Here is an 18,453-nt window from a genome sequence, read left to right as displayed (position 1 = left end):
CGCCCGACAGCACTGCGCTCGCACCCGATGACTGAGTATTTCTGCGCATCTTCGCGAGGCCCGTTCTGCGTAATCTGACCGCATGGGGATGCGGTACGCAGTTCGATCGTTGATGCTGGCTGCCGGGGTGGCGCTGGGAGCGGGAGCGGGGGCGATGATGCCGGCCGACGCGTGTGCGTGCGGCGGCGTCGTCAGCGGGGACAGTTCGGCGCGGGTGAACAGCGAAACGGCGGTCCTTGGCTGGGACGGGCGGCGCGAGACCGTGCTGATGCGGTTGGGGATGCGGTTCGCCGGCGCCGACGCGGCGCTGATCGTGCCGACGCCCACACCCGCGACTGTCTCAGCAGGGGATTCGGACTCGTTCGCCGAGCTCTCACGCCTGACCGCGCCGGAGCGGGTCACCGAGTACGACTGGTTCGGCAGTGGTTCGCTGGGTGGCGACGCATCCGGCGCCGCTCCGGGTTCGGGCCCCGATGTGCTCGGCCGGGTGCAGCTGGGTCCGTTGGAGGCAACCACCTTGCGCGGCGGAGATCTCACCGGTATCCGAGAGTGGCTCGACGCCAACGGTTATCAACTCCGTCCCGAGGTGAGCGCCACCCTCGACCCCTACCTCCGCGAGGGTTGGTCTTTCGTCGCCATGCGCCTCACCAGCGCCGAACCCCTCTCCGGCGCTCTCGACCCGGTCCGTCTCACCTTCGATTCCGACCGCCTCGTGTACCCGATGCGCATGTCGGCCGCCGCGACCACACCGCAGTCGGTGCACCTCTATGTCTTCGGTAATTACCGGGTGACGCGTATCGACCCCGACGCCGATCTCCACACCGTCACCACCAAATTCGCCTCTCCTGTCGCCGAACCCGGCGACCCGGATCTGAAAGCGCTTGCCGCGGGCGGCAACTACCTCACCGAACTCTCGGTCTACATCCCCGATCCCGCCGCGATCACCAGCGATTTCCTTTTCGGCCCCGCCGCCGAGGACGTTCCCGTACGGGACCGCGTGGTGAGTAAGGAGTACGTCGAAATCCTCGGCCTTCCGGCGGGTTACGTACTGATCGTGGCCGGGCTGTCGGTGATCGGCGTGATCGCGAGCGCGGTCCTGCGACGACGGTCCGCGAAGTAGCTCAGGCCCCGAGCGCGGGTGCGATGACTGGCCACGAAGCGTGCAGGGCGTCCTGCCAGTAGGACCAGGAGTGGGTGCCCACCGGGTGGTAGTCGATCCTGGCGCCGATGCCCGCACCGCGCAGCCGCTGGTCGAAGGCCACCATGCAGGTGTTGACGCCGAGTTCGATGGGTCCGCCGAGGAAGATGTTCTCGGCCAGCGTCGGCTTGAGTTCGGCCTCGTGCGGACCGGGGATGCCGGTGCCGGTCGACAAGTACAGCGCCTTGCCGCGCAGCCGTTCGATCATCAGAGCCGGGTCGTGCGAGGCCCAGTCGGGGCTGCCGGGCGCCCCCCACATATTGACCGGGTTGCCGCCGCGATTGACGATGGAGAACATCATCGCGCCCGCCGCCATCGCGATGTCGGGGCAGGCACTGTAACCGGCGACCGCGCGGTAGAGGCCGGGGTGACGGGCCGCCAGGATGTAGGCCGCGTTGCCGCCCATCGACAGCCCGCCGATGCCGTTCAGGCCGTTGCCGTTGAACTGTCCGTCGATCAGACCCGGCAGTTCCTGGGTGAGGAACGTTTCCCACTTGTACCGGCCGAAACGCGGATCGTCGACGATCCAGTCGGTGTAGTAGCTGGCCTGGCCGCCCATCGGGAGCACCACATTGACGTTCTTGTCGCGGAAGAAGGCTTCGGCGTCGGTGGCGTTGGTCCAGGTGCTCTGGCCGATGCCGGGGTCGAGGCCGTCGAGCAGGTAGTAGGTGCCGCGTGAGCCGCCGCCGGCCGGATGCAGGACCTGCAGATCGACATTGCGGCCCATCGCGGGCGAGGTGACGGTGATCGCTGTCCGGTGCGGAGTCAGTTCGTTGACACCGATGATCTGTGCGGCGGATGCCGTCGTGGGGTGAGCCACCGTCGGTCCGAGCACACCGAGAGCAATTGCCAGCACTGCCGCAGCAACTCCTGTACGACGCACGATGTACCCTCCGTAACCGCATGCCAATGACAGTCCAAGGTAACCCATAGGGCAGCGAACCGGAAGCATTCAGCGTTTCGGGCGTTTCTCCAGCAAACTCTCGGGTCCGCGATGACCGCTTCGTCCGGAATTCGGGTCAGCGGGTGAGCGCGCCCCGAATCGAGCCGGCCAAATAGTCGAGATCCGCCCGCGCGGGTGACGTCGGCCGCGCGCGCAAGCCGAAACCGTCACCGGGCGTCCGCGGGATCACGTGCAGGTGCACATGGAACACCTCCTGCCCGGCCGTCACCCCGTCGGCGAGAAAGAAGTTCACCCCGTCGGCCGCCACCTCACTGCTGCGCAGCGCGGCGGCGATCTGCTGCCCGACCTGAAAGAGCTTGCCGCCCAACGCGGGATCGAGATCGGCCAGACTCGGCGCGGGCGCCTTGGGCACCACCAGGACATGACCCGGCGTCACAGGACGAATGTCCATGAAAGCGAGGACCTCGTCGTCCTCGTAAACCTTCGAGGACGGGGCGGCCCCGGCGATGATGTCGGCGAAGATCGTGTACGGATTCACCCGCGTACGGTATCGACCTTTGCGCACGAAAGCCCGCCACCTGCGCCGAAAAAGCGGCAGTGGCGGGCTGATTCGCACGGCTCTACAGAATCGGCGACGGCGAGTAGCGCGCGGCTTCCGGATTGGCTTCGACCAGCTTCTGCACCTGCGCGACCACCTCGGACACCTGGTCGGCGGCCGCGCCGATGAACGCGGCCTTGTCGGCCAGCGCCGCGTCGAGACCGGCCCGGTCGAGGGGCATCCGCTCGTCGGCGGCCAGACGATCCAGCAGATCGGGTTCGCGGCCCTGCTCGCGCATGGCCAGCGCCACCGCCACCGCGTGCTCCTTGATGACCTCGTGCGCGGTCTCGCGACCGACGCCCGCGCGCACCGCCGCCATCAGGATGCGAGTGGTCGCCAGGAACGGCAGGTACCGATCGAGCTCACGCGAGACCACCGCCGGGTAGGCGCCGAACTCGGCGAGCACGGTCAGGAAGGTCTCCATCTGCCCGTCGATGGCGAAGAACGCGTCCGGCAGCGCGACCCGGCGCACCACCGAGCAGAACACGTCACCCTCGTTCCACTGCGCGCCCGCCAGCTCGGCCGCCATCGAGCCGTAGCCGCGCAGGATCACCTGCAGGCCGTTCACCCGCTCGCACGACCGCGTGTTCATCTTGTGCGGCATCGCCGACGACCCGACCTGCCCCGGCTGGAAACCCTCGGTGACCAGCTCGTGACCGGCCATCAGCCGAATCGTGTGCGCGAACGACGACGGCCCGGCTCCCAGCTGCACCAGCGCCGACAGCACGTCGTGATCCAGCGAACGCGGGTACACCTGACCCACGCTGGTGAACACGTTCGCGAAGCCGAGGTGGGTCGCCACCTGCTGCTCGAGTGCGGCGAGCTTGTTCGCGTCACCGTCGAGCAGGTCGAGCATGTCCTGGGCGGTGCCCATCGGGCCCTTGATCCCGCGCAGCGGGTAGCGCTCGATCAGCTCACGCACGCGGGCGAGCCCGACCAGCATCTCGTCGGCGGCCGAGGCGAAGCGCTTGCCCAGCGTGGTGGCCTGCGCGGCGACATTGTGCGAGCGCCCGGCCATCACCAGGGTCTGGTACTCGGCGGCCCGCTCGGCCAGCCGCGCCGCGATGGCGATGCCGTGGTCGTAGACGTGCTGGAGGGAGAGCCTGATCTGCAGCTGCTCGACGTTCTCGGTGAGGTCGCGGCTGGTCATGCCCTTGTGCACGTGTTCGTGCCCGGCCAGAGCGTTGAATTCCTCGATACGCGCCTTCACGTCATGGCGGGTGACCCGCTCACGCTCGGCGATCGAGGCCAGGTCCACCTGGTCGATGACGCGTTCATAATCCTCGACAACCCCTGCGGGGACATCGATTCCGAGTTCGGCCTGCGCACGCAGCACCTCCAGCCACAGCCGGCGCTCGAGCACGATCTTGTTCTCGGGCGACCAGAGCGCGACGAGCTCCGGGCTGGCGTATCGGGTGGCGAGGACATTCGGGACGAGGCTCACGAGCACTCAGTCTAATTGCCGCACCCGTTCGGGCTGGGAGGGCATCATGTTCGGGACCACGGGCGGGGCGACGATGTCGATCATTTCCAGCAAACCGGCCCGTGCCGGTCGGCGTGGTTCGGGGTGGCCCTCGATCAGCGCGGCGACCACCGCACCGTCGACAACGGCCACCATCCTGCGTAACTGCTCGGGGCGCACCACCCGGTCGGAGCGGCGCAGCACGTCGGCGAGCAGTTCCTCCAGCTGGGTACGTAGTCGGAGCTGGACCTCGCGTAACTCGGGGTGACGGGCCGAGGCCACCGAACGCTCGTAGCGGGCGATGAGCTGGCCGCGGGCGTCGAGGTCGCCGTCGTCGGGGCCCACGAGCACGTCGAGCACGAGCTCGACCGTCGCCTCGGTGCCGCGCCTGCGATGACTGACCTCGCCGACCCGGCGGCGCATAGCGTCGAGTTCGATCGCGCCGCTGAACTCGACGGCGCGGGCGATCAGATCCTCCAGCGATTCGAAGTAGTAGGTGGTCGAAGCGAGTGGAAGATCGGCTCGCGAGGCCACCGAACGATGTCGCACGGCGTCGAAGCCGCCTTCGAGCAACAGCTCAGCCGCCGCCGCCACCAGAGCCTGCCGACGTCGTTCGCCTTTCGGGGTCGTTGCGGTGGTCACCGTGCAGGAGTGCCAGTCATCATCAGTTCAACCGTGCGCAATCGTCATCGGGGAAACACTGGGAATTCGGGATAACTGAGTTTTACCGTATCCCGGCACAGATGTGTTCGTACTACGCAAAGTTGTTGTCCCACATCACTGTTGACAAGGGGTCGAATCAGCCCTTCAGGAACCGTCCCAGACGCTCCAGCGCTGCGGCGATGTCGTCGGTGGCGCCCGCGAAGGAAAAACGGACCGTGTGGTTTCCATTTACAGTGTCGAAATCCAGTCCGGGCGCCAGTGCGACACCGGTTTCGGTGAGCACCGCGGCGCACCAGGCGCGTGAATTGTCGGTCAAATGTCCAATATCGGCATAGGCGTAGAAGGCCCCGTCGGCGGGTGCGAGATCGGTGATTCCGATCGCGGGTAGGCCCTCCAGGAGCAGCGACCGGTTGCGCGAGTAGCGGCGCACATGCCCGTCCAGTTCATCTTTGGCTTCCGGCCCGAACGCGTGCACGGCCGCGTACTGGGAGATGGCGGGCGGGCACACCGTCATATTCGACGCCAGCCGTTGCAGTGCCGGGCGCAGGTCGGCCGGGGCCAGCATCCAGCCCAGCCGCCAGCCGGTCATCGAGAAGTACTTCGACACCGAACCGATCACCACCGATTCGCGGGAGAACTCCCATGCCGAGGAGGTCGGCGTGCTCGCACCCGCATAGGTGATGCCGTGATAGATCTCGTCGGAGATCAGCAGCGTGCCGTGCCGCTCGCACCAGTGCGCCAGCGCGGCGAGCTCGGCGGGGTCGATCATGGTGCCGGTCGGGTTGGCCGGGCTGGCGACCACCAGACCTTTGGGTGGCTCCGGTAGCGCTTCGAGCATCGCCACGGTCGGCTGGAATCTGGTCTGCGGGCCGCAGTCCAATTCGACGACCGTACAACCGAGCGCGGACAGCGTGTTGCGGTAGGCGGGGTAGCCGGGGCGCGCTACCACCACGGTGTCACCCGCGTCGAAGGCGGCGAGGAAGATCAGCGTGAACGCGCCCGACGACCCGGTCGTCACCACCACCTCGTCCGGGTGCACGTCGTAGCCGTAGGTCTCGCTGTGATGCCCCGCGATGGCCTCGCGCAGCGGCAGAATGCCGAATGTCTCGGTGTAACCGAGCAATTCGTGATCGATGGCGGCTCTGGTCGCCCGCAGTACCGGCGCGGGCGCCTGCGTCGACGGCTGCCCCGCCGCGAGCACCAGCACATCGCCGTGCGACCTGGCGCGTTCAGCAGCCGCTTTCCACACATCCATGACGTAGAAAGGGGCAATGGCCGACCGGCGCGATTCTCTGGACACCCGAAAGACGGTAGAGCACCCGATTGCGGGCGTTCACGGATATGGTCGGCACAATGGCTCCGACAGCGATTACGCAGCCACCGACGCGACCCCCGCGGTCACGTCGGGGCCGGGGCGCGGGGGCGAGATGAAGCGGACACCGACGGCGCGGAGCGTGGGCGAAGACACCCGCGCGGATGACGAGCGCGCGGAATCCGTCCCCGCTGTCGGCACGGAAATCGGGGACGAGGCGTCGGCGGGCGGCGACACCGAAACGACCCGCGACCACGAGCCGTCTCGCCGTCGACCTGTCAGCGTCAACGGCCGTATTCTGCCAGCGAATTGGCGCGAACAACTGCCGGCCAAGGTCGCCGCGCGCGATCGGATGACCGAGTGGGCCGCGCGGTATCCGGTGGTCGGTGAGATAGCGGGCGAGCTTCGTAGCGGTGAGGTGCGCAAGGTCTTCTGGCGGCGGCCCAAGGCGCAGGCCGAGGGGATGTGGGCGCGTAGGCCCAGTCGCGAGCGGGTGCGTCAGGTACTGCTCGAACGACGCGTGCTCATCGCCGGGGTGCTCGCGGTCGCGGTGTTCGTGGCGGCCGACGGACAGTTCGGCGGCGCCGTCGACGAGCGGCCGCTCGCACCGGGCGAGGCGCTGCACGTGGCCATCGCCTATCCCCCGCAACTGCTGCCCAACCCGCAGTCGGTGACCCCGATGCTGGACGCCATCGCCGCAGGTGAGAAGCGCCGCGAGGCGCACGTGGTCGCCGCGGCGGCCCGTGCCACCCTCGAACGTGCCAAGGCGGAGGCGGCGGCCGCGGCGTCGGGTGAATGGCAGGACTGGATGGGCCCGCGCGCACCGGTGGTCCCCGGCGTGCTGGTGCCCGGATCGACCCCGTCCGTCGGCGGGTTCAGCCTGCCCGCGAAGGGCGCGTTCACCTCCGGCTTCGGCTCCCGCTGGGGCACCATGCACCGCGGCATCGACATCGCGGGCCCCATCGGCAGCCCCATCTACGCCGTCGCCGACGGCACTGTGGTGGAAGCGGGCCCCGCGCAGGGTTTCGGCCTGTGGGTCCGGATCCGCCACGACGACGGCACCATCAGCATCTACGGCCACATGTACGACTTCTTCGTCTCCCAGGGCGAGCGCGTTCCCGCCGGAATGCAGATCGCGCGCATCGGCAATCGCGGCGATTCCACCGGGCCGCACCTGCATTTCGAGATCGTCCAGAACGGTCAACATGTGGATCCACAAGCCTGGCTCGCAATGCACGGATTGCGTCTCGATTGACATTGCGCCGAGAGCACCGGCATCACGGCAATGTTGATGTGAAACCTGTCGAGTGTTTCCTCCGAGGCGGGAAAGTTCCGTTTCCACCTGAAGGCCGGTAACGGCGAATCGTCCTCGATCTCAGCGCCTGATCCGCGCAGCCGCGCGACATTCCTCGACCACCCGTTTCCGATCGATCGGTGATCAGCGGTCGCGCACCGCTGATCACCGATCGCGCGAATTACCCCGCGACGCTGTTGCGTTCCGGCACAACAACTTCGGTCGCACCGATATCGGTCCGGAAATGGCTGCCGGTGAGCTTGATTCCGGCAAGCCGCGCATAGGCCCGCTCCCGCGCCTGCGCGAGATCCGCACCGACCCCGACCACGTTCAGCACGCGCCCACCTGCCGACACCAGCGCCTTGTCCTCGCGCTGATCCGTACCGGCGTGCAGCACCAGCGTTTCGCCCTCCAGCGCGCCGTCGTCGGCGCCGGTGATCACATCGCCGGTGCGCGGCCGCGCCGGGTAGTTCTCGGCGGCGAGCACGACGGTGATCGCGGAACCGTCCTTCCAGCGCGGTGCGTCGACCTCGGCCAGTCGCCCGGTCGCGGTGGCGTGCAGCAGTTCGGCGAACGGGCTGTCCAGCAGCGCCAGCACCGCCTGGGTCTCGGGATCGCCGAAGCGGCAATTGAATTCGACGACAGCGGGGCCGTTCGCGCCGATCGCCAGACCCGCGTACAGCAGGCCGGAGAACGAACTGCCGCGCGCGACGAGTTCGGCGGCGACCGGCTTCACCACGTCGTCGATGATCTCGGTGAGCGTCTCCTCCGGCAGCCACGGCAGCGGCGTGTAGGCGCCCATGCCGCCGGTGTTCGGGCCGGAATCGCCGTCGCCGACCCGCTTGTGGTCCTGCGCGGGCAGCAACGGAATCACGGTTTCGCCGTCGACCAAGCAGAACAGCGACACCTCGGGACCGTCGAGGAACGACTCCAGCAGCACCGGGTGGCCCTGCTCGAGCAGTTCGGCACCGTGATCACGGGCCGCGCGCCGGTCGGCGGTCACCACCACGCCCTTGCCCGCGGCGAGCCCGTCGTCCTTGACCACCCAGGTCGGGCCGAAACGGTCGAGGGCCGCGTCCAGCTCGGCCGGGCTGTCGACGATCTCGCTGTGCGCGGTCCGCACACCGGCTACCGCCATCACGTCTTTCGCGAACGCCTTCGACCCTTCGATCCGCGCCGCGTCGGCCGACGGACCGAACACCGGGAATCCGGCCGCGCGCACGACATCGGCGACGCCGAGCACCAGCGGCACCTCGGGACCGATCACCACCAGGTCAGCGGCTACTTCGGCGGCCAGCGCGGCGACGGCTTCGCCGGAGCAGGGATCGACCGGGCGTAGCTCGGCCTGCTGGCCGATGCCGGGATTTCCCGGGGCGGCGATCACCGCCGTCACGGACGGATCCCGGCGCAGCGCCAGGACGAGGGCATGTTCACGGGCTCCGGAACCGATGACGAGTACGCGCACGGCCAAAGAATAGTCGCGCCGCCCTCGGTCTCCGCGATAGGGCCGACCGCGCTGAGCGTTCACCGATCCTCGCAATGGCGCAGCGCAACCCGCTCGCGGCCTGGCTTCACCTGCGCCACAATGAAAACCAGGAGCGGCGCGGCAGCCGCCACCGAAACGGGGGAAAATCATGGGACTGCTCGACGGGATGATGGGCAATGCCGGTCGCATAGATCCGGCCGCCGCCCAGCAGGAGTACGCGAAGCTGTTCGGCCAGGGAGAACAGGTGTATGCCGCGTTCATCCTGGTCCGCGACGCGATGCTGTTCACCAACCGCCGCCTGGTCATGGTCGACAAACAGGGCGTCACCGGTCGCAAGGTCAGCTACCACAGCATCCCCTACCGCTCGATCAGCCACTTCTCCGTCGAGACCGCAGGCACCTTCGACCTCGACGCCGAGCTCTACATCTGGATCGGCAGCGACAACGAGCCGGTCAAGCAGCGTTTCAACCGCCAGGTCGACATCTACGAGGTGCAGGGCATCCTGTCGCATTTCGTCTCGGTCTAGCTACGCTCACCCGTATGGCATCCGTCTTCAGCGCGATCATCGCAGGTCAGATCCCCGGCCGTTTCGTCTGGGAGGACGACGAGTTCGTCGCCTTCCTCACCATCGCGCCCGTCACCCAGGGCCACACCCTCATCGTGCCGCGCGCGGAGATCGACCAGTGGCAGGACGTGGATCCCGCCGTGATGGCCAGAATGACGGCCCTCGCCCAGAAGATCGGCCAAGCCGTCCGCGCCGCCTTCGACGCCCCCCGTGCGGGCCTGCTCATCGCCGGCCTCGAGGTCCCCCACCTGCACACCCACGTCTTCCCCGCCCACACCATGGGCGACTTCGACATCTCCGGCGCCAACACCGACCCCACCCCCGAATCCCTCGACGAGGCCCAGACCAAGATCAAGGCCGCCCTCCGCGACCTCGGCTACGGAGCCAACGTCCCCGCCTGATTTTGCCCTGGATGGAACCGAAACGGCCGGGCGTGCGTCTAAGACAGCGAGTGGTTGTTGTGCGCGAAAGAGGAGAGACGATGCGACTGGTTGGCTTTGCCGCCGGAGTGTGCGCTGTTGTGGCGCTCGCCGGATGTTCTACAGCGGTCGATGGGCAGCCCGAGGCCAGTGGGGCTCCGCTGACCAAGGAGCAGCTGTTCGATCCGTGCACGGTGTCGGACAGTGTGTTGCAGGCGGCGGGTGCCGATCCTGCAAAGAAGGATGATAATCCATTCTCAGTGCCACGGGCAGAGTGGAAGGGGTGCAACTGGCTTGCGGGCGACTTTTTCCTCTCGTTCTACTCGACGACATACACCATGCAGAAATTCCAAGAGAACACTCACCTTCACGACTTCAAAGATGTCACGGTAGGGGGAAGAGCCGCCAAGCAGTATCTCATCGGCGACCTTTCCCCCGCCGAGGAATGCGGGATCGTCTTCGAATCCAGCCAGGGCAGGATAACCCTACAAGCCAATAAGGCATCGAGCAGCAAGTCGACGACTGACCCCTGTGCCGTGGTAACCGATGCAGCGCCGCACTTTGTTGAAATCATTCCGAAGTAACGACTGCACACGAAAGAGATCGCAGCGATGGCAGATACAAACGAAACTGCAAAGGAATTCCAGCGCCTGGCAGGGGAGGCGGCCGCAGGAACGCTGATAATCGAGTATGACGCAGCTGAACGGTGCGCGAGGTGGTGTGATGACTACAGCGCCCAACTTACCTCACTTAGCCAGCGCGCAAAGGCCATGGTGTTCGCCGAATCCTTCGGAGACCTGAGGTCGGCAACAACACTCGGTGAAAAATTTGCACGGCTGGCACAGGGCGGCCCGGGCTCCGGCTCCTACACGGATGCCATCACTAAGCACCAGGAAATCCTTGCCGCTATGGCTGACATGTACCGCAAAGCCGGCGCGGCCTACAAGGCCTGCGACGAAGCCACCCAGCTTGCCATAAAGCAGCAGACCAACAAGCTTGATTGATTTCAGGGGGATAATATGTCGTTCGGAGAATTCCTTGCCGGAATTTCCAATACAAGCACCTTCTTGCCCACGGTCGCAGATCGTGTAGGTTCTCTGTTCGATTACAACATTGAGCCGACGCAGTCAGAACTGGACGCGCAATCGGACGGCAACAAAGAGCGCGCACAGATCTATGGCGACAACAAGGCGCTCTCGTCCGGCTTCTCCGGCGAATACGCTTCTCAAGTGTTTCCGCAGGCGATGGAGTCATTCGTCGACATGGACCATTCACGCATTATTAAGTTTGTCGAATCGATAAACATTGGCCAGATGACCACAAGCATCGACGGCTGGACGGCCCTCGCGGATAACACGAGAGATAAGGCGAAATTGTTTCGCGATAATATCCAGAATGAAATGGAACGCGGATGGGCAGGTTCTGCCGCAAGTTCGGCCCTGTCGAGCACCAACAGCTACCTCACCGAAATCAACAAGGTTGAGCAGGCCGCGCGGTTGATCGGCAACAAGATGGCCGAAGCTCGTTCCGGCTTCCAGCAGGTGAAGTACTCGGTGCCCCATGAGTCCGACAAACAGAGCACCACTGTTGCGGGGATAGTCGTTTCCGCTCTCTCCAACGTGGTAGCGCCCGGGCTCGGCTCCACCACAGCCTTGGTCATGGACAGCACCAGCGCGGGCCGTGCCGACGCCGCCGAGGCAGCTGCCCGCCAGGTGATGACGACCGTCTACAAGCCGGTCGCGGAGCAGTCCGACACGCAGGTACCGAAGGTCCCGACGCCGACGAAACCCCAGTCCGACAAGCCAACCGGCGACACCACCAAGGACGAGCTGACCGGCACCACCACGGACAACAACAACAACAACAACAACAACAACAACAAGAAGCCGAGCACCGAGGACACCACTCCATCCACCACGGAGCCGGAAACCCCCACCACCGACCCCGGTGACGACGACACCACAGACGACCAGACCACCGACGACACCACTGGCGACGAGACCACCGCAGCCACTACAACTCCGGAAACCCCGACTGCCACTACCCCGTCAGGAACAACCCCGGGCACGACCCCGGCCGGTACGTCCCCTGGCGGGCTCGGCTCCGGCGGCGGAGCAGGCGCTGGTGCAGGTGCGGGTGCGAGCGGCGGAGCAGGCGCGGGCACCCCCGGCGCGGCAGTCCCCGGCACCGCCGGTCAGAAGCAGGGCGCGGGCACGGGAGCGGGCGCGGGTTCCGGCGCATCCTCGGGCCGCGCAGGCACATCCGGCATGGGCGGAATGGGCGCGCCCGGTGCACGCGGCGGCGGCAAGGACGACGAGAACGAGCACCAGGCCCCCGACTACCTGCGCGGCGTTCACGAAGAACTGCTCGGCCCCGAACGCCTGCACGTTCCGCCGGTGATCGGCGGTGACGCATGACCGACACCTGGGAGCTGACCCCGTTCGAGTTCTGGGTCGCCTGGGAAACGCTCGGCCGCGACCGCATGCCCTGGCCCCTCACGTTCACCGCGGGCGTCGAAACCCAGGTCGAATTCGACCTGGAATGCCGTCGCGCCGCGGACGCGCTGATCGCCAAAATGGGCACCGACGAATCCCTCTACCACGCCCTACACGCCCTCGCGCACCCCGAAATCCGCATCGAACTGTTCGGCCACCGGCTGGACGGCCGCACCCGGATGGTCCGCGCCTGCGCCACCACCGAGGCAGGCAACGGCGTAGTCGCCGCCCAACTCCCCGGCCCCGAATACGGCCAGGGCGGCAACATCCTGATCTCCCTGCGCCCCGCCCACGCCATCACCGCCCGCCTGCTGGCCATCCTCCCGAAAACCCCCGCGGGCACCACCGGCGGCTTCAACGTCCACCGCGACGACTTCACCAGCACCCCCGACCCCTACGCCCGCCACCGCACCCCAGCCGAACAAGCCCTCAAATTCCTCAAACGCCCCTTCACCACCTACGCCGAATTCCGCGTAGCCGCCGGCCCAGCCCTCGACGGCTGGCAAGAAGGCGGCACCACCATCCAAATGGTCGACTACACCAACGACGGCCGCTACCTCATCCACGAAGGCGAACGAATAGAAGCCACCCCTGCCACCGCCGACAGAATCGAAGCCGACCTCCAACGCCTGGTCGACCAAGCAACCGCCACCACTCGCCAATCAGTCTGGTAGACAGCACCACTCGCTGAATCGACAGGTAGATCGTGTACAGCCACGGGGCGTCTGTACACGACCACCTCCGCCATCGCATCCGGACAACGGCGACTCCGTCATTCAGGCGAGACCTGATGAACGAGCCGAGCGGCGACCACCGGGACGACGATCGCGGCGGCGACGAGGTGGGTGAGCATCAGGGTGAGCTTGGTGTCGGCGGCTGCGTTCACGATCAGGTCGGGGACGAGCGACAGCGCGGTCAGGGCGATCGTGGTGCGCACGAACACCGTGCGGGGGTTTCGGGCCCACTTGCGTAGGGCGGCGGCGAAGAGGATGCCGATCGCGGCGAAGATCAAGGTGAGCTGGGTGAATCCGGCGAGGGGGATCTGTTCGCCTTCGATTGCGAGGGAAACACCGGCGGCGTGGGCGATAGCGGCTACGGCCGTTGTCGCGGCCGCGGCGACGACAGCCGCCAGTGCGGCCGGACGCCAGAAGGTGGAGCTGCTGCGGACGGTGGACGCGGCGTAAGCGGAAGTGGTCATGTCGAGCTCCTATGTGGTGTGGGCAGCCCGTTGCCGCCTCTCCTCAGTTCCACGAACAGGACCGGTCGAATACGACAGGTCTCGGAAAGTTCTTTCGGCGGCACGGATCGGTATCCCGTGACGGCCGGGGCACGGTTCGCCTGACCGACGCTTAGGCACCTCCGGCCTGTCGGCGGGCCAGACCATGCAGTGTTCCGGCGCAGACCTCTCCGTGGCGTAGCGCTCGTCAGCTGGCCGGATCATCGAGTGGCGGGCGCTTGCGGCGTTCAGTGCGGTTTGGGCAAGTTGTTCGACTTTCGCGACAAGGGTTGCGAGAGTTGGGCAGCACCGAATCCGAGGAGGGAAACGTGCCGCGCTCACGGATCGGCGACCAGTTCCACGACATTGTCCTGACGAACGGCAGCTGATGAACACTCCGCTTCTGCACCAACGCTTTCCACGTCTACGTGAAACCCTGCCGCATATCGGACTGAGCTCGGGCCCGACGCCGGTCCGTCGACTCGATGCGCTGCCTGCCGGTGGCGCGCCGATCTGGCTCAAGGACGACTGCGCCTTCGGCGACGGCGGGTGGGGTGGCAATAAAGTCCGCAAGCTGGAATGGATTCTCCCCGATGCGCACCGGCGCGGCTCCCGGACCATCCTCACCGTCGGCGGAGTGGGTACGAACTGGGGACTGGCTGTCGCCCTGTATGGACGCGACCACGGACTCGGCACCGTTCTCGCCCTCGTCGACCAGCCCGTGGACGAGCACGTCCGCGCACAGCTGAGTCGACTCGAGAACAGCGGCGCCACGCTCTATTTCACGCGTTCGAAGGCGCGGACCATTCTCACCGCGCCGCTGCTGTTCGCCCGGCATACCAGCGGGCGGCATCTGCCCTACTACCTGCCGCCCGGCGGATCCTCGCCGGTCGGCGTCCTCGGATACGTCGAGGCCGCGCTCGAACTGGCCGGACAAGTCCACCGCGGCGAGCTACCCGAGCCCACCCACATCGTGACCGCCGTCGGATCCGGCGGCACGATCGCGGGGCTGCAGCTCGGTTTGCGAATGGCGGGCTTGACGACCCGAGCAGTCGGTGTCGTAGTCAACGACACGCTGCGGTTGGACCCGGCGACGATTACCGGGCTCGCCCGCCGTACCGCGCGACTGCTGCGCGAGCGAGGCGCGGACCTGTCGGATCTCGAACCACGAGTCGAGGACATCGATATCGTCACCGACTGGCTCGGCAGCGGCTACGGCCACCCCACCGCGGGAGGCGAACGCGCCCAGACCTTGTCCGCCGACCATGAGCACCTGAACCTCGAACCCGTCTACACAGCCAAGGCCATGGCGGCACTGCTGTCGATGAACGAGCAGGGCAGATTCGGCGACGGCCCAGTCCTCTACCTCAATACGAACGGACCGCGCTGACCGGGCGTGTGACGACCCCAGCACTACCGCCATCCCCGGCTACACGAGATGCTCGCGCCTCCTGGTCAGGTACGCGCGCTCCGCCGGGTTCTGGGTGGCGGCGATCGCGGCGTCGTAGGCGGACTTCGCCTCGGCGCCGCGCCCCAACCTGCGCAGCAGATCGGCGCGCGCGGCGTGCCAGGCGTGGTACCCGTCGAGCGGCAGTGCATCTATCTGCGCCAGAGCTACATTCGGACCGTCGAGTTCGGCGACGGCGACGGCTCGATTGAGGGCGACTATCGCGGTCGGGGTCACGGCATAGAGCTGGTTATAGAGGGCGACGATCTGGTTCCAGTCGGTATCGCGGAAGTCCGATGCGTCGGTGTGCACGGCGTTGATCGCCGCCATGAGCTGATAGCGGCCGGGTCGAGCCCCGCCCGCAGCGACGCGACCCAGGCACTCACGCACGAGCGCGTGTCCCTCGGCGATGAGGGCGTGATCCCAGCCGCCACGGTCCTGCTCGTCGAGCGTCACCAGTTCTCCGCCCGCGAAGCGCGCCGCACTGCGCGCGTCGATGAGCAACATCAGCGCGAGCAACCCGGCAACCTCGCCGTCGTCGGGCAGCAGATCTCGCATGATGCGACCGAGCCGGATCGCCTCGGCCATCAAATCGGTTCGAATCGATTGCGCGCCGGCCAGATATCCCTCGTTGAAGACCAGATAGATGACGGCCAGCACCCCGCCGAGCCGATCGGTGACGTCATCGCGATCGGGAACTCGGAACGGGATGTGCGCGGCCTTGATCTTGGCTTTGGCGCGGGTGATACGTTGCGCCATCGTCGTTTCGGCAACAAGGAACGCACGAGCGATCTCGCCGACCGTGAGCCCGCCGAGCAGGCGGAGTGTCAGCGCGACTCGCGCCTCCGGCGCCAATGCCGGATGGCAACAAGTGAATACGAGCCGGAGGCGATCGTCGTTGACCGGTCCGGTCGGTTCGTGCGGTGTGTGATCGTCGATGATCATGGCTGCCTGGTGTTTCGCGTCGCGCAGTGATTCACGGCGGATCCGGTCGATCGCGCGGTTGCCCGCGGTCTTCGTCAGCCAGCCGCCCGGGTTGGGCGGTATGCCGTCGACCGGCCACCGTTCGATGGCTGTGAGCAGGGCCTCGCCCGCGGCGTCCTCGGCGATGTCGAGATCACCGAAACGGCGAGCGAGCGAGGCGACCACCCGGCCGTACTCCTCGCGATAGATCCGATCGATCCGCGCGCGAGTGTCGTCGCTCATGCGCCGTCGAAGGTCCTGATCTCGATCTTCTGCTCGCAGACCTTCGACGCCCTGGCGGCGATCTTCAGCGCGGCGTCGAGGTCGGGGACCTCCACGACCCAGAACCCGCCCAGGCATTCCTTGGTCTCGGCATACGGCCCGTCGGTGACAACCACGTCAGCTCCGGTGTTGTCCACCGTGGTCGCCTCGTCGACCCGCCCGAGCCCGCCCGCGAACACCCACACGCCCTCGGCCTGGAGCTCGTCGTTGAACCTCCCCGTGGCGTCGTACTGCGGCTGCGCCTGCTCCTGCGGAATGTCGTAGACACTCGGGTCGACAACAACGGAAAGCAGGTACTTGGTCATGGCGATCTCCCTTCGTCGGTGGCCGCCGAACGGCTGCCTCTACTCACACCACGAACGGCCGGACACGAATACGACAACGCACCCCGAGATTTCTGAAACTTTCTTACCCGGGCATGAAAAAAGGCCCCGACCTGGGTCGGAGCCTTCATCAATAGTGAGCCCCCTGTCAGGATTGAACTGACGACCTTCGCTTTACAAGAGCGGTGCTCTACCACTGAGCTAAGGAGGCGGGTACTGCGGCGACCATCATAACCGCGCACGCCGACCGCGTGACACCGGATGGGTGTCACGCGGTGGCGGAGGAGATCAGGACTGGGCGCGAGCTGCGTCGTCGGCGGCCATCGCGTCACGCAGGCTCTTGGGCCGCATGTCGGTCCAGTTCTTCTCGACGTACTCGACGCACGCTGCCCGGCTTTCTTCGCCGAACACGACACGCCAGCCCGCCGGGACCTCCGCAAACGCGGGCCACAGGGAGTGCTGCTCTTCATCGTTGACCAGAACGAAGAAGCGGCCGTCCTCGTCGTCGAAGGGGTTGGTGCTCATTTCACCTCACTGGATACTGGCGCTGTGTACAGGATCACTGCGCGGCCGCTAAGCCACGAGCGTTGTGTCGACCCTAGCAAGGCATACGTTACTGGTAGGGAGTTACCCGATGCTGTTCCGGTCAGAGTGTCATGCGGCGAAGAAATCGAGCAGGATCTTGTTGACCGCCTCGGGACGCTCCAGGTACCCGTAATGTCCGGTATCCGGAATCTCCTGATAGCGGGCGCCGGGAATGGCCTCGGCCACCTCACGCGACAGGTACGGCGGAATCATCCGATCGTCGGCGAACCCAATTGCCAAGCAGGGCACCGTAATCGAACGGTAGGCGGCGACCCGGTCGAACTCGTGGTCCATGGCCCGCTGTGCCCGGACACCGGGCGAAGGGGCCCCCACTGTGAACTCGAACAGGTCGAGCCAGTCGCGTGCCGCATTGGTGTCGGCCATCGTCGCCGGTGACAAATTCATCACCGCGCTCAAGGCCGCCTCGAACTTCGCGGGCAGCTTCACGGCCGACGCGTCGAGCTCCTGCTCACCGGCCGACAGCGTCTTCTGGAACTGATCGAGCCTGCCGTGACCGGCCATGAACACGGCCTTGCGCACCAGATCGGGCCGGGCCAGCGCCAGTTCCTGTGCCACCCGCGCGCCCATCGAGGTCCCCGCGATCAGCGCGGGACCCTCGTCGAGGAACTCGATCAGCGCGGCGGTGTCGGCGACCAACTCCTCGATCCGCATTCCGCCCGCGGCCTCGAAAGTCGGCGCGATCCCCCGGTTGTCGAATACGCAGACCCGATAACCCGCCGCGACCAGCGCGGGAACCTGATGCAGCTCCCACACGCGCCCCGGCGACCCGGTCCCCATGATCAACACCACCAGCGGACCACCGCCCTTGACGTCCGTGCCCTTGGTACGGTCGCCCTTGACCTGATAATTCAGTGCGATGCCGTTCACCGTGGCCAGTGGCATGAAACAAACCTCTCTGCGGGGTTGATCGTGTGCTACCCCACGGTAACGGGACCGCCACGACACGGCACCGGGGCGGGGTGTTCCGCGTCGCTACTTCATCGGCCGTGCGCCGGCGCCCGATAGTATTGATCACTCGCAGGTAGAGCGCAGGGAAACCGGGAGGACGAACCCATTATGGCCGCGAAGAGCACCGCCAACGACATCGCCGACGACGAACTCGAGCCGCTTGCCGACGAAACCGCCCGCCAGGCACAGAAGGTCGTCGCGGCACACGCCGAAGACGCCGACGAGTGCCGCATGCTGCTGTCCATGCTCGGCATCGCCCCCGCCTGACACAG

Annotated in this window: 21 protein-coding genes and 1 tRNA gene; 10 read left to right on the top strand and 12 right to left on the bottom strand. The window is 66.5% G+C overall.

Annotation, left to right across the window (positions count from 1 at the left end; genetic code table 11):
* Positions 1–82 precede the first annotated feature (82 nt).
* Entirely contained in the window at positions 83–1,120 is a 1,038-nt protein-coding gene (locus QX204_RS00950) for a DUF2330 domain-containing protein (RefSeq protein WP_301904755.1), read from the top strand.
* Position 1,121: 1 nt separating this feature from the next.
* Here the strand turns inward: QX204_RS00950 and QX204_RS00945 are convergent, their stop codons facing one another.
* From QX204_RS00945 to QX204_RS00925, 5 genes are all read right to left on the bottom strand, one after another.
* A complete protein-coding gene (locus QX204_RS00945) occupies positions 1,122–2,054 on the bottom strand; it encodes an alpha/beta hydrolase (protein WP_301904754.1) in 933 nt (310 codons plus the stop codon).
* A 163-nt stretch (positions 2,055–2,217) separates the two neighbouring features.
* Complete coding sequence (locus QX204_RS00940; RefSeq protein ID WP_301904753.1) at positions 2,218–2,640, bottom strand: HIT family protein; 423 nt, start codon at positions 2,638–2,640, stop codon at positions 2,218–2,220.
* 82 nt (positions 2,641–2,722) lie between these two features.
* A complete protein-coding gene (gene purB / locus QX204_RS00935; protein WP_301904752.1) occupies positions 2,723–4,144 on the bottom strand; it encodes an adenylosuccinate lyase in 1,422 nt (473 codons plus the stop codon).
* Between the two features lie 6 nt (positions 4,145–4,150).
* Positions 4,151–4,804, bottom strand: a complete 654-nt coding sequence (locus QX204_RS00930) for a TetR/AcrR family transcriptional regulator (RefSeq protein ID WP_301904751.1) — start codon at positions 4,802–4,804, stop codon at positions 4,151–4,153.
* 157 nt (positions 4,805–4,961) lie between these two features.
* The gene (locus tag QX204_RS00925; RefSeq protein WP_301904750.1) at positions 4,962–6,125 is read right to left on the bottom strand and encodes a pyridoxal phosphate-dependent aminotransferase; all 1,164 of its coding nucleotides are present in this window, start codon (positions 6,123–6,125) and stop codon (positions 4,962–4,964) included.
* A gap of 154 nt (positions 6,126–6,279) precedes the next feature.
* Between QX204_RS00925 and QX204_RS00920 the strand changes: the two genes are divergently transcribed.
* A complete protein-coding gene (locus QX204_RS00920; protein WP_301904749.1) occupies positions 6,280–7,392 on the top strand; it encodes a M23 family metallopeptidase in 1,113 nt (370 codons plus the stop codon).
* Positions 7,393–7,612: 220 nt separating this feature from the next.
* Here the strand turns inward: QX204_RS00920 and purD are convergent, their stop codons facing one another.
* Complete coding sequence (gene purD / locus QX204_RS00915; protein ID WP_301904748.1) at positions 7,613–8,896, bottom strand: phosphoribosylamine--glycine ligase; 1,284 nt, start codon at positions 8,894–8,896, stop codon at positions 7,613–7,615.
* A 169-nt stretch (positions 8,897–9,065) separates the two neighbouring features.
* On the opposite strand from purD, the gene QX204_RS00910 reads away from it, so the two are divergent.
* The 6 genes from QX204_RS00910 to QX204_RS00885 all read left to right on the top strand — a co-directional run bounded on the left by QX204_RS00910 (position 9,066) and on the right by QX204_RS00885 (position 13,070).
* A complete protein-coding gene (locus QX204_RS00910) occupies positions 9,066–9,443 on the top strand; it encodes a PH domain-containing protein (RefSeq protein WP_056818801.1) in 378 nt (125 codons plus the stop codon).
* A gap of 14 nt (positions 9,444–9,457) precedes the next feature.
* Positions 9,458–9,883, top strand: coding sequence for an HIT family protein (locus tag QX204_RS00905; RefSeq protein ID WP_301904747.1), 426 nt, complete (start codon positions 9,458–9,460; stop codon positions 9,881–9,883).
* Positions 9,884–9,963: 80 nt separating this feature from the next.
* Positions 9,964–10,485: a DUF3558 domain-containing protein gene (locus tag QX204_RS00900; protein WP_301904746.1), complete on the top strand. Its 522-nt coding sequence runs from the start codon at positions 9,964–9,966 to the stop codon at positions 10,483–10,485.
* Positions 10,486–10,512: 27 nt separating this feature from the next.
* Entirely contained in the window at positions 10,513–10,905 is a 393-nt protein-coding gene (locus tag QX204_RS00895; RefSeq protein ID WP_301904745.1) for a hypothetical protein, read from the top strand.
* Between the two features lie 15 nt (positions 10,906–10,920).
* A complete protein-coding gene (locus tag QX204_RS00890; protein WP_301904744.1) occupies positions 10,921–12,318 on the top strand; it encodes a hypothetical protein in 1,398 nt (465 codons plus the stop codon).
* Positions 12,315–13,070, top strand: coding sequence for an ESX secretion-associated protein EspG (locus QX204_RS00885; RefSeq protein WP_301904743.1), 756 nt, complete (start codon positions 12,315–12,317; stop codon positions 13,068–13,070). The genes QX204_RS00890 and QX204_RS00885 overlap by 4 nt, the downstream gene beginning before the upstream one ends.
* Before the next feature lie 98 nt (positions 13,071–13,168).
* Here QX204_RS00885 and QX204_RS00880 read toward each other — a convergent pair whose 3' ends face one another.
* A complete protein-coding gene (locus QX204_RS00880) occupies positions 13,169–13,594 on the bottom strand; it encodes a DUF6069 family protein (protein WP_301904742.1) in 426 nt (141 codons plus the stop codon).
* Positions 13,595–14,000: 406 nt separating this feature from the next.
* On the opposite strand from QX204_RS00880, the gene QX204_RS00875 reads away from it, so the two are divergent.
* Positions 14,001–15,002 carry a 1-aminocyclopropane-1-carboxylate deaminase/D-cysteine desulfhydrase gene (locus QX204_RS00875; RefSeq protein WP_301904741.1) on the top strand — a complete coding sequence of 334 codons (1,002 nt, stop codon included), beginning with the start codon at positions 14,001–14,003 and terminating at the stop codon, positions 15,000–15,002.
* Positions 15,003–15,041: 39 nt separating this feature from the next.
* Here the strand turns inward: QX204_RS00875 and QX204_RS00870 are convergent, their stop codons facing one another.
* The 5 genes from QX204_RS00870 to QX204_RS00850 form a co-directional block, all read right to left on the bottom strand.
* Positions 15,042–16,265, bottom strand: coding sequence for an RNA polymerase sigma factor (locus tag QX204_RS00870; protein WP_301904740.1), 1,224 nt, complete (start codon positions 16,263–16,265; stop codon positions 15,042–15,044).
* On the bottom strand, positions 16,262–16,609 hold the full coding sequence (locus QX204_RS00865; RefSeq protein WP_301904739.1) for a YciI family protein: 348 nt from the start codon (positions 16,607–16,609) through the stop codon (positions 16,262–16,264). Before QX204_RS00865 ends, QX204_RS00870 begins: the two co-directional genes overlap by 4 nt.
* Before the next feature lie 157 nt (positions 16,610–16,766).
* Positions 16,767–16,838: transfer RNA gene (locus QX204_RS00860), tRNA-Thr, on the bottom strand.
* 77 nt (positions 16,839–16,915) lie between these two features.
* On the bottom strand, positions 16,916–17,152 hold the full coding sequence (locus QX204_RS00855) for an MbtH family protein (protein WP_022565839.1): 237 nt from the start codon (positions 17,150–17,152) through the stop codon (positions 16,916–16,918).
* A 129-nt stretch (positions 17,153–17,281) separates the two neighbouring features.
* Positions 17,282–18,115: an alpha/beta fold hydrolase gene (locus tag QX204_RS00850; protein ID WP_301904738.1), complete on the bottom strand. Its 834-nt coding sequence runs from the start codon at positions 18,113–18,115 to the stop codon at positions 17,282–17,284.
* Positions 18,116–18,289: 174 nt separating this feature from the next.
* Between QX204_RS00850 and QX204_RS00845 the strand changes: the two genes are divergently transcribed.
* Positions 18,290–18,448 (top strand): hypothetical protein, encoded by a 159-nt coding sequence (locus QX204_RS00845; protein ID WP_165610244.1) that lies wholly within the window; start codon positions 18,290–18,292, stop codon positions 18,446–18,448.
* Positions 18,449–18,453: the final 5 nt, after the last annotated feature.

The sequence above is a fragment of the Nocardia sp. PE-7 genome (assembly GCF_030486425.1).
Taxonomy (GTDB): domain Bacteria; phylum Actinomycetota; class Actinomycetes; order Mycobacteriales; family Mycobacteriaceae; genus Nocardia; species Nocardia salmonicida_A.
This window is presented reverse-complemented; position numbering and strand designations above follow the sequence as displayed.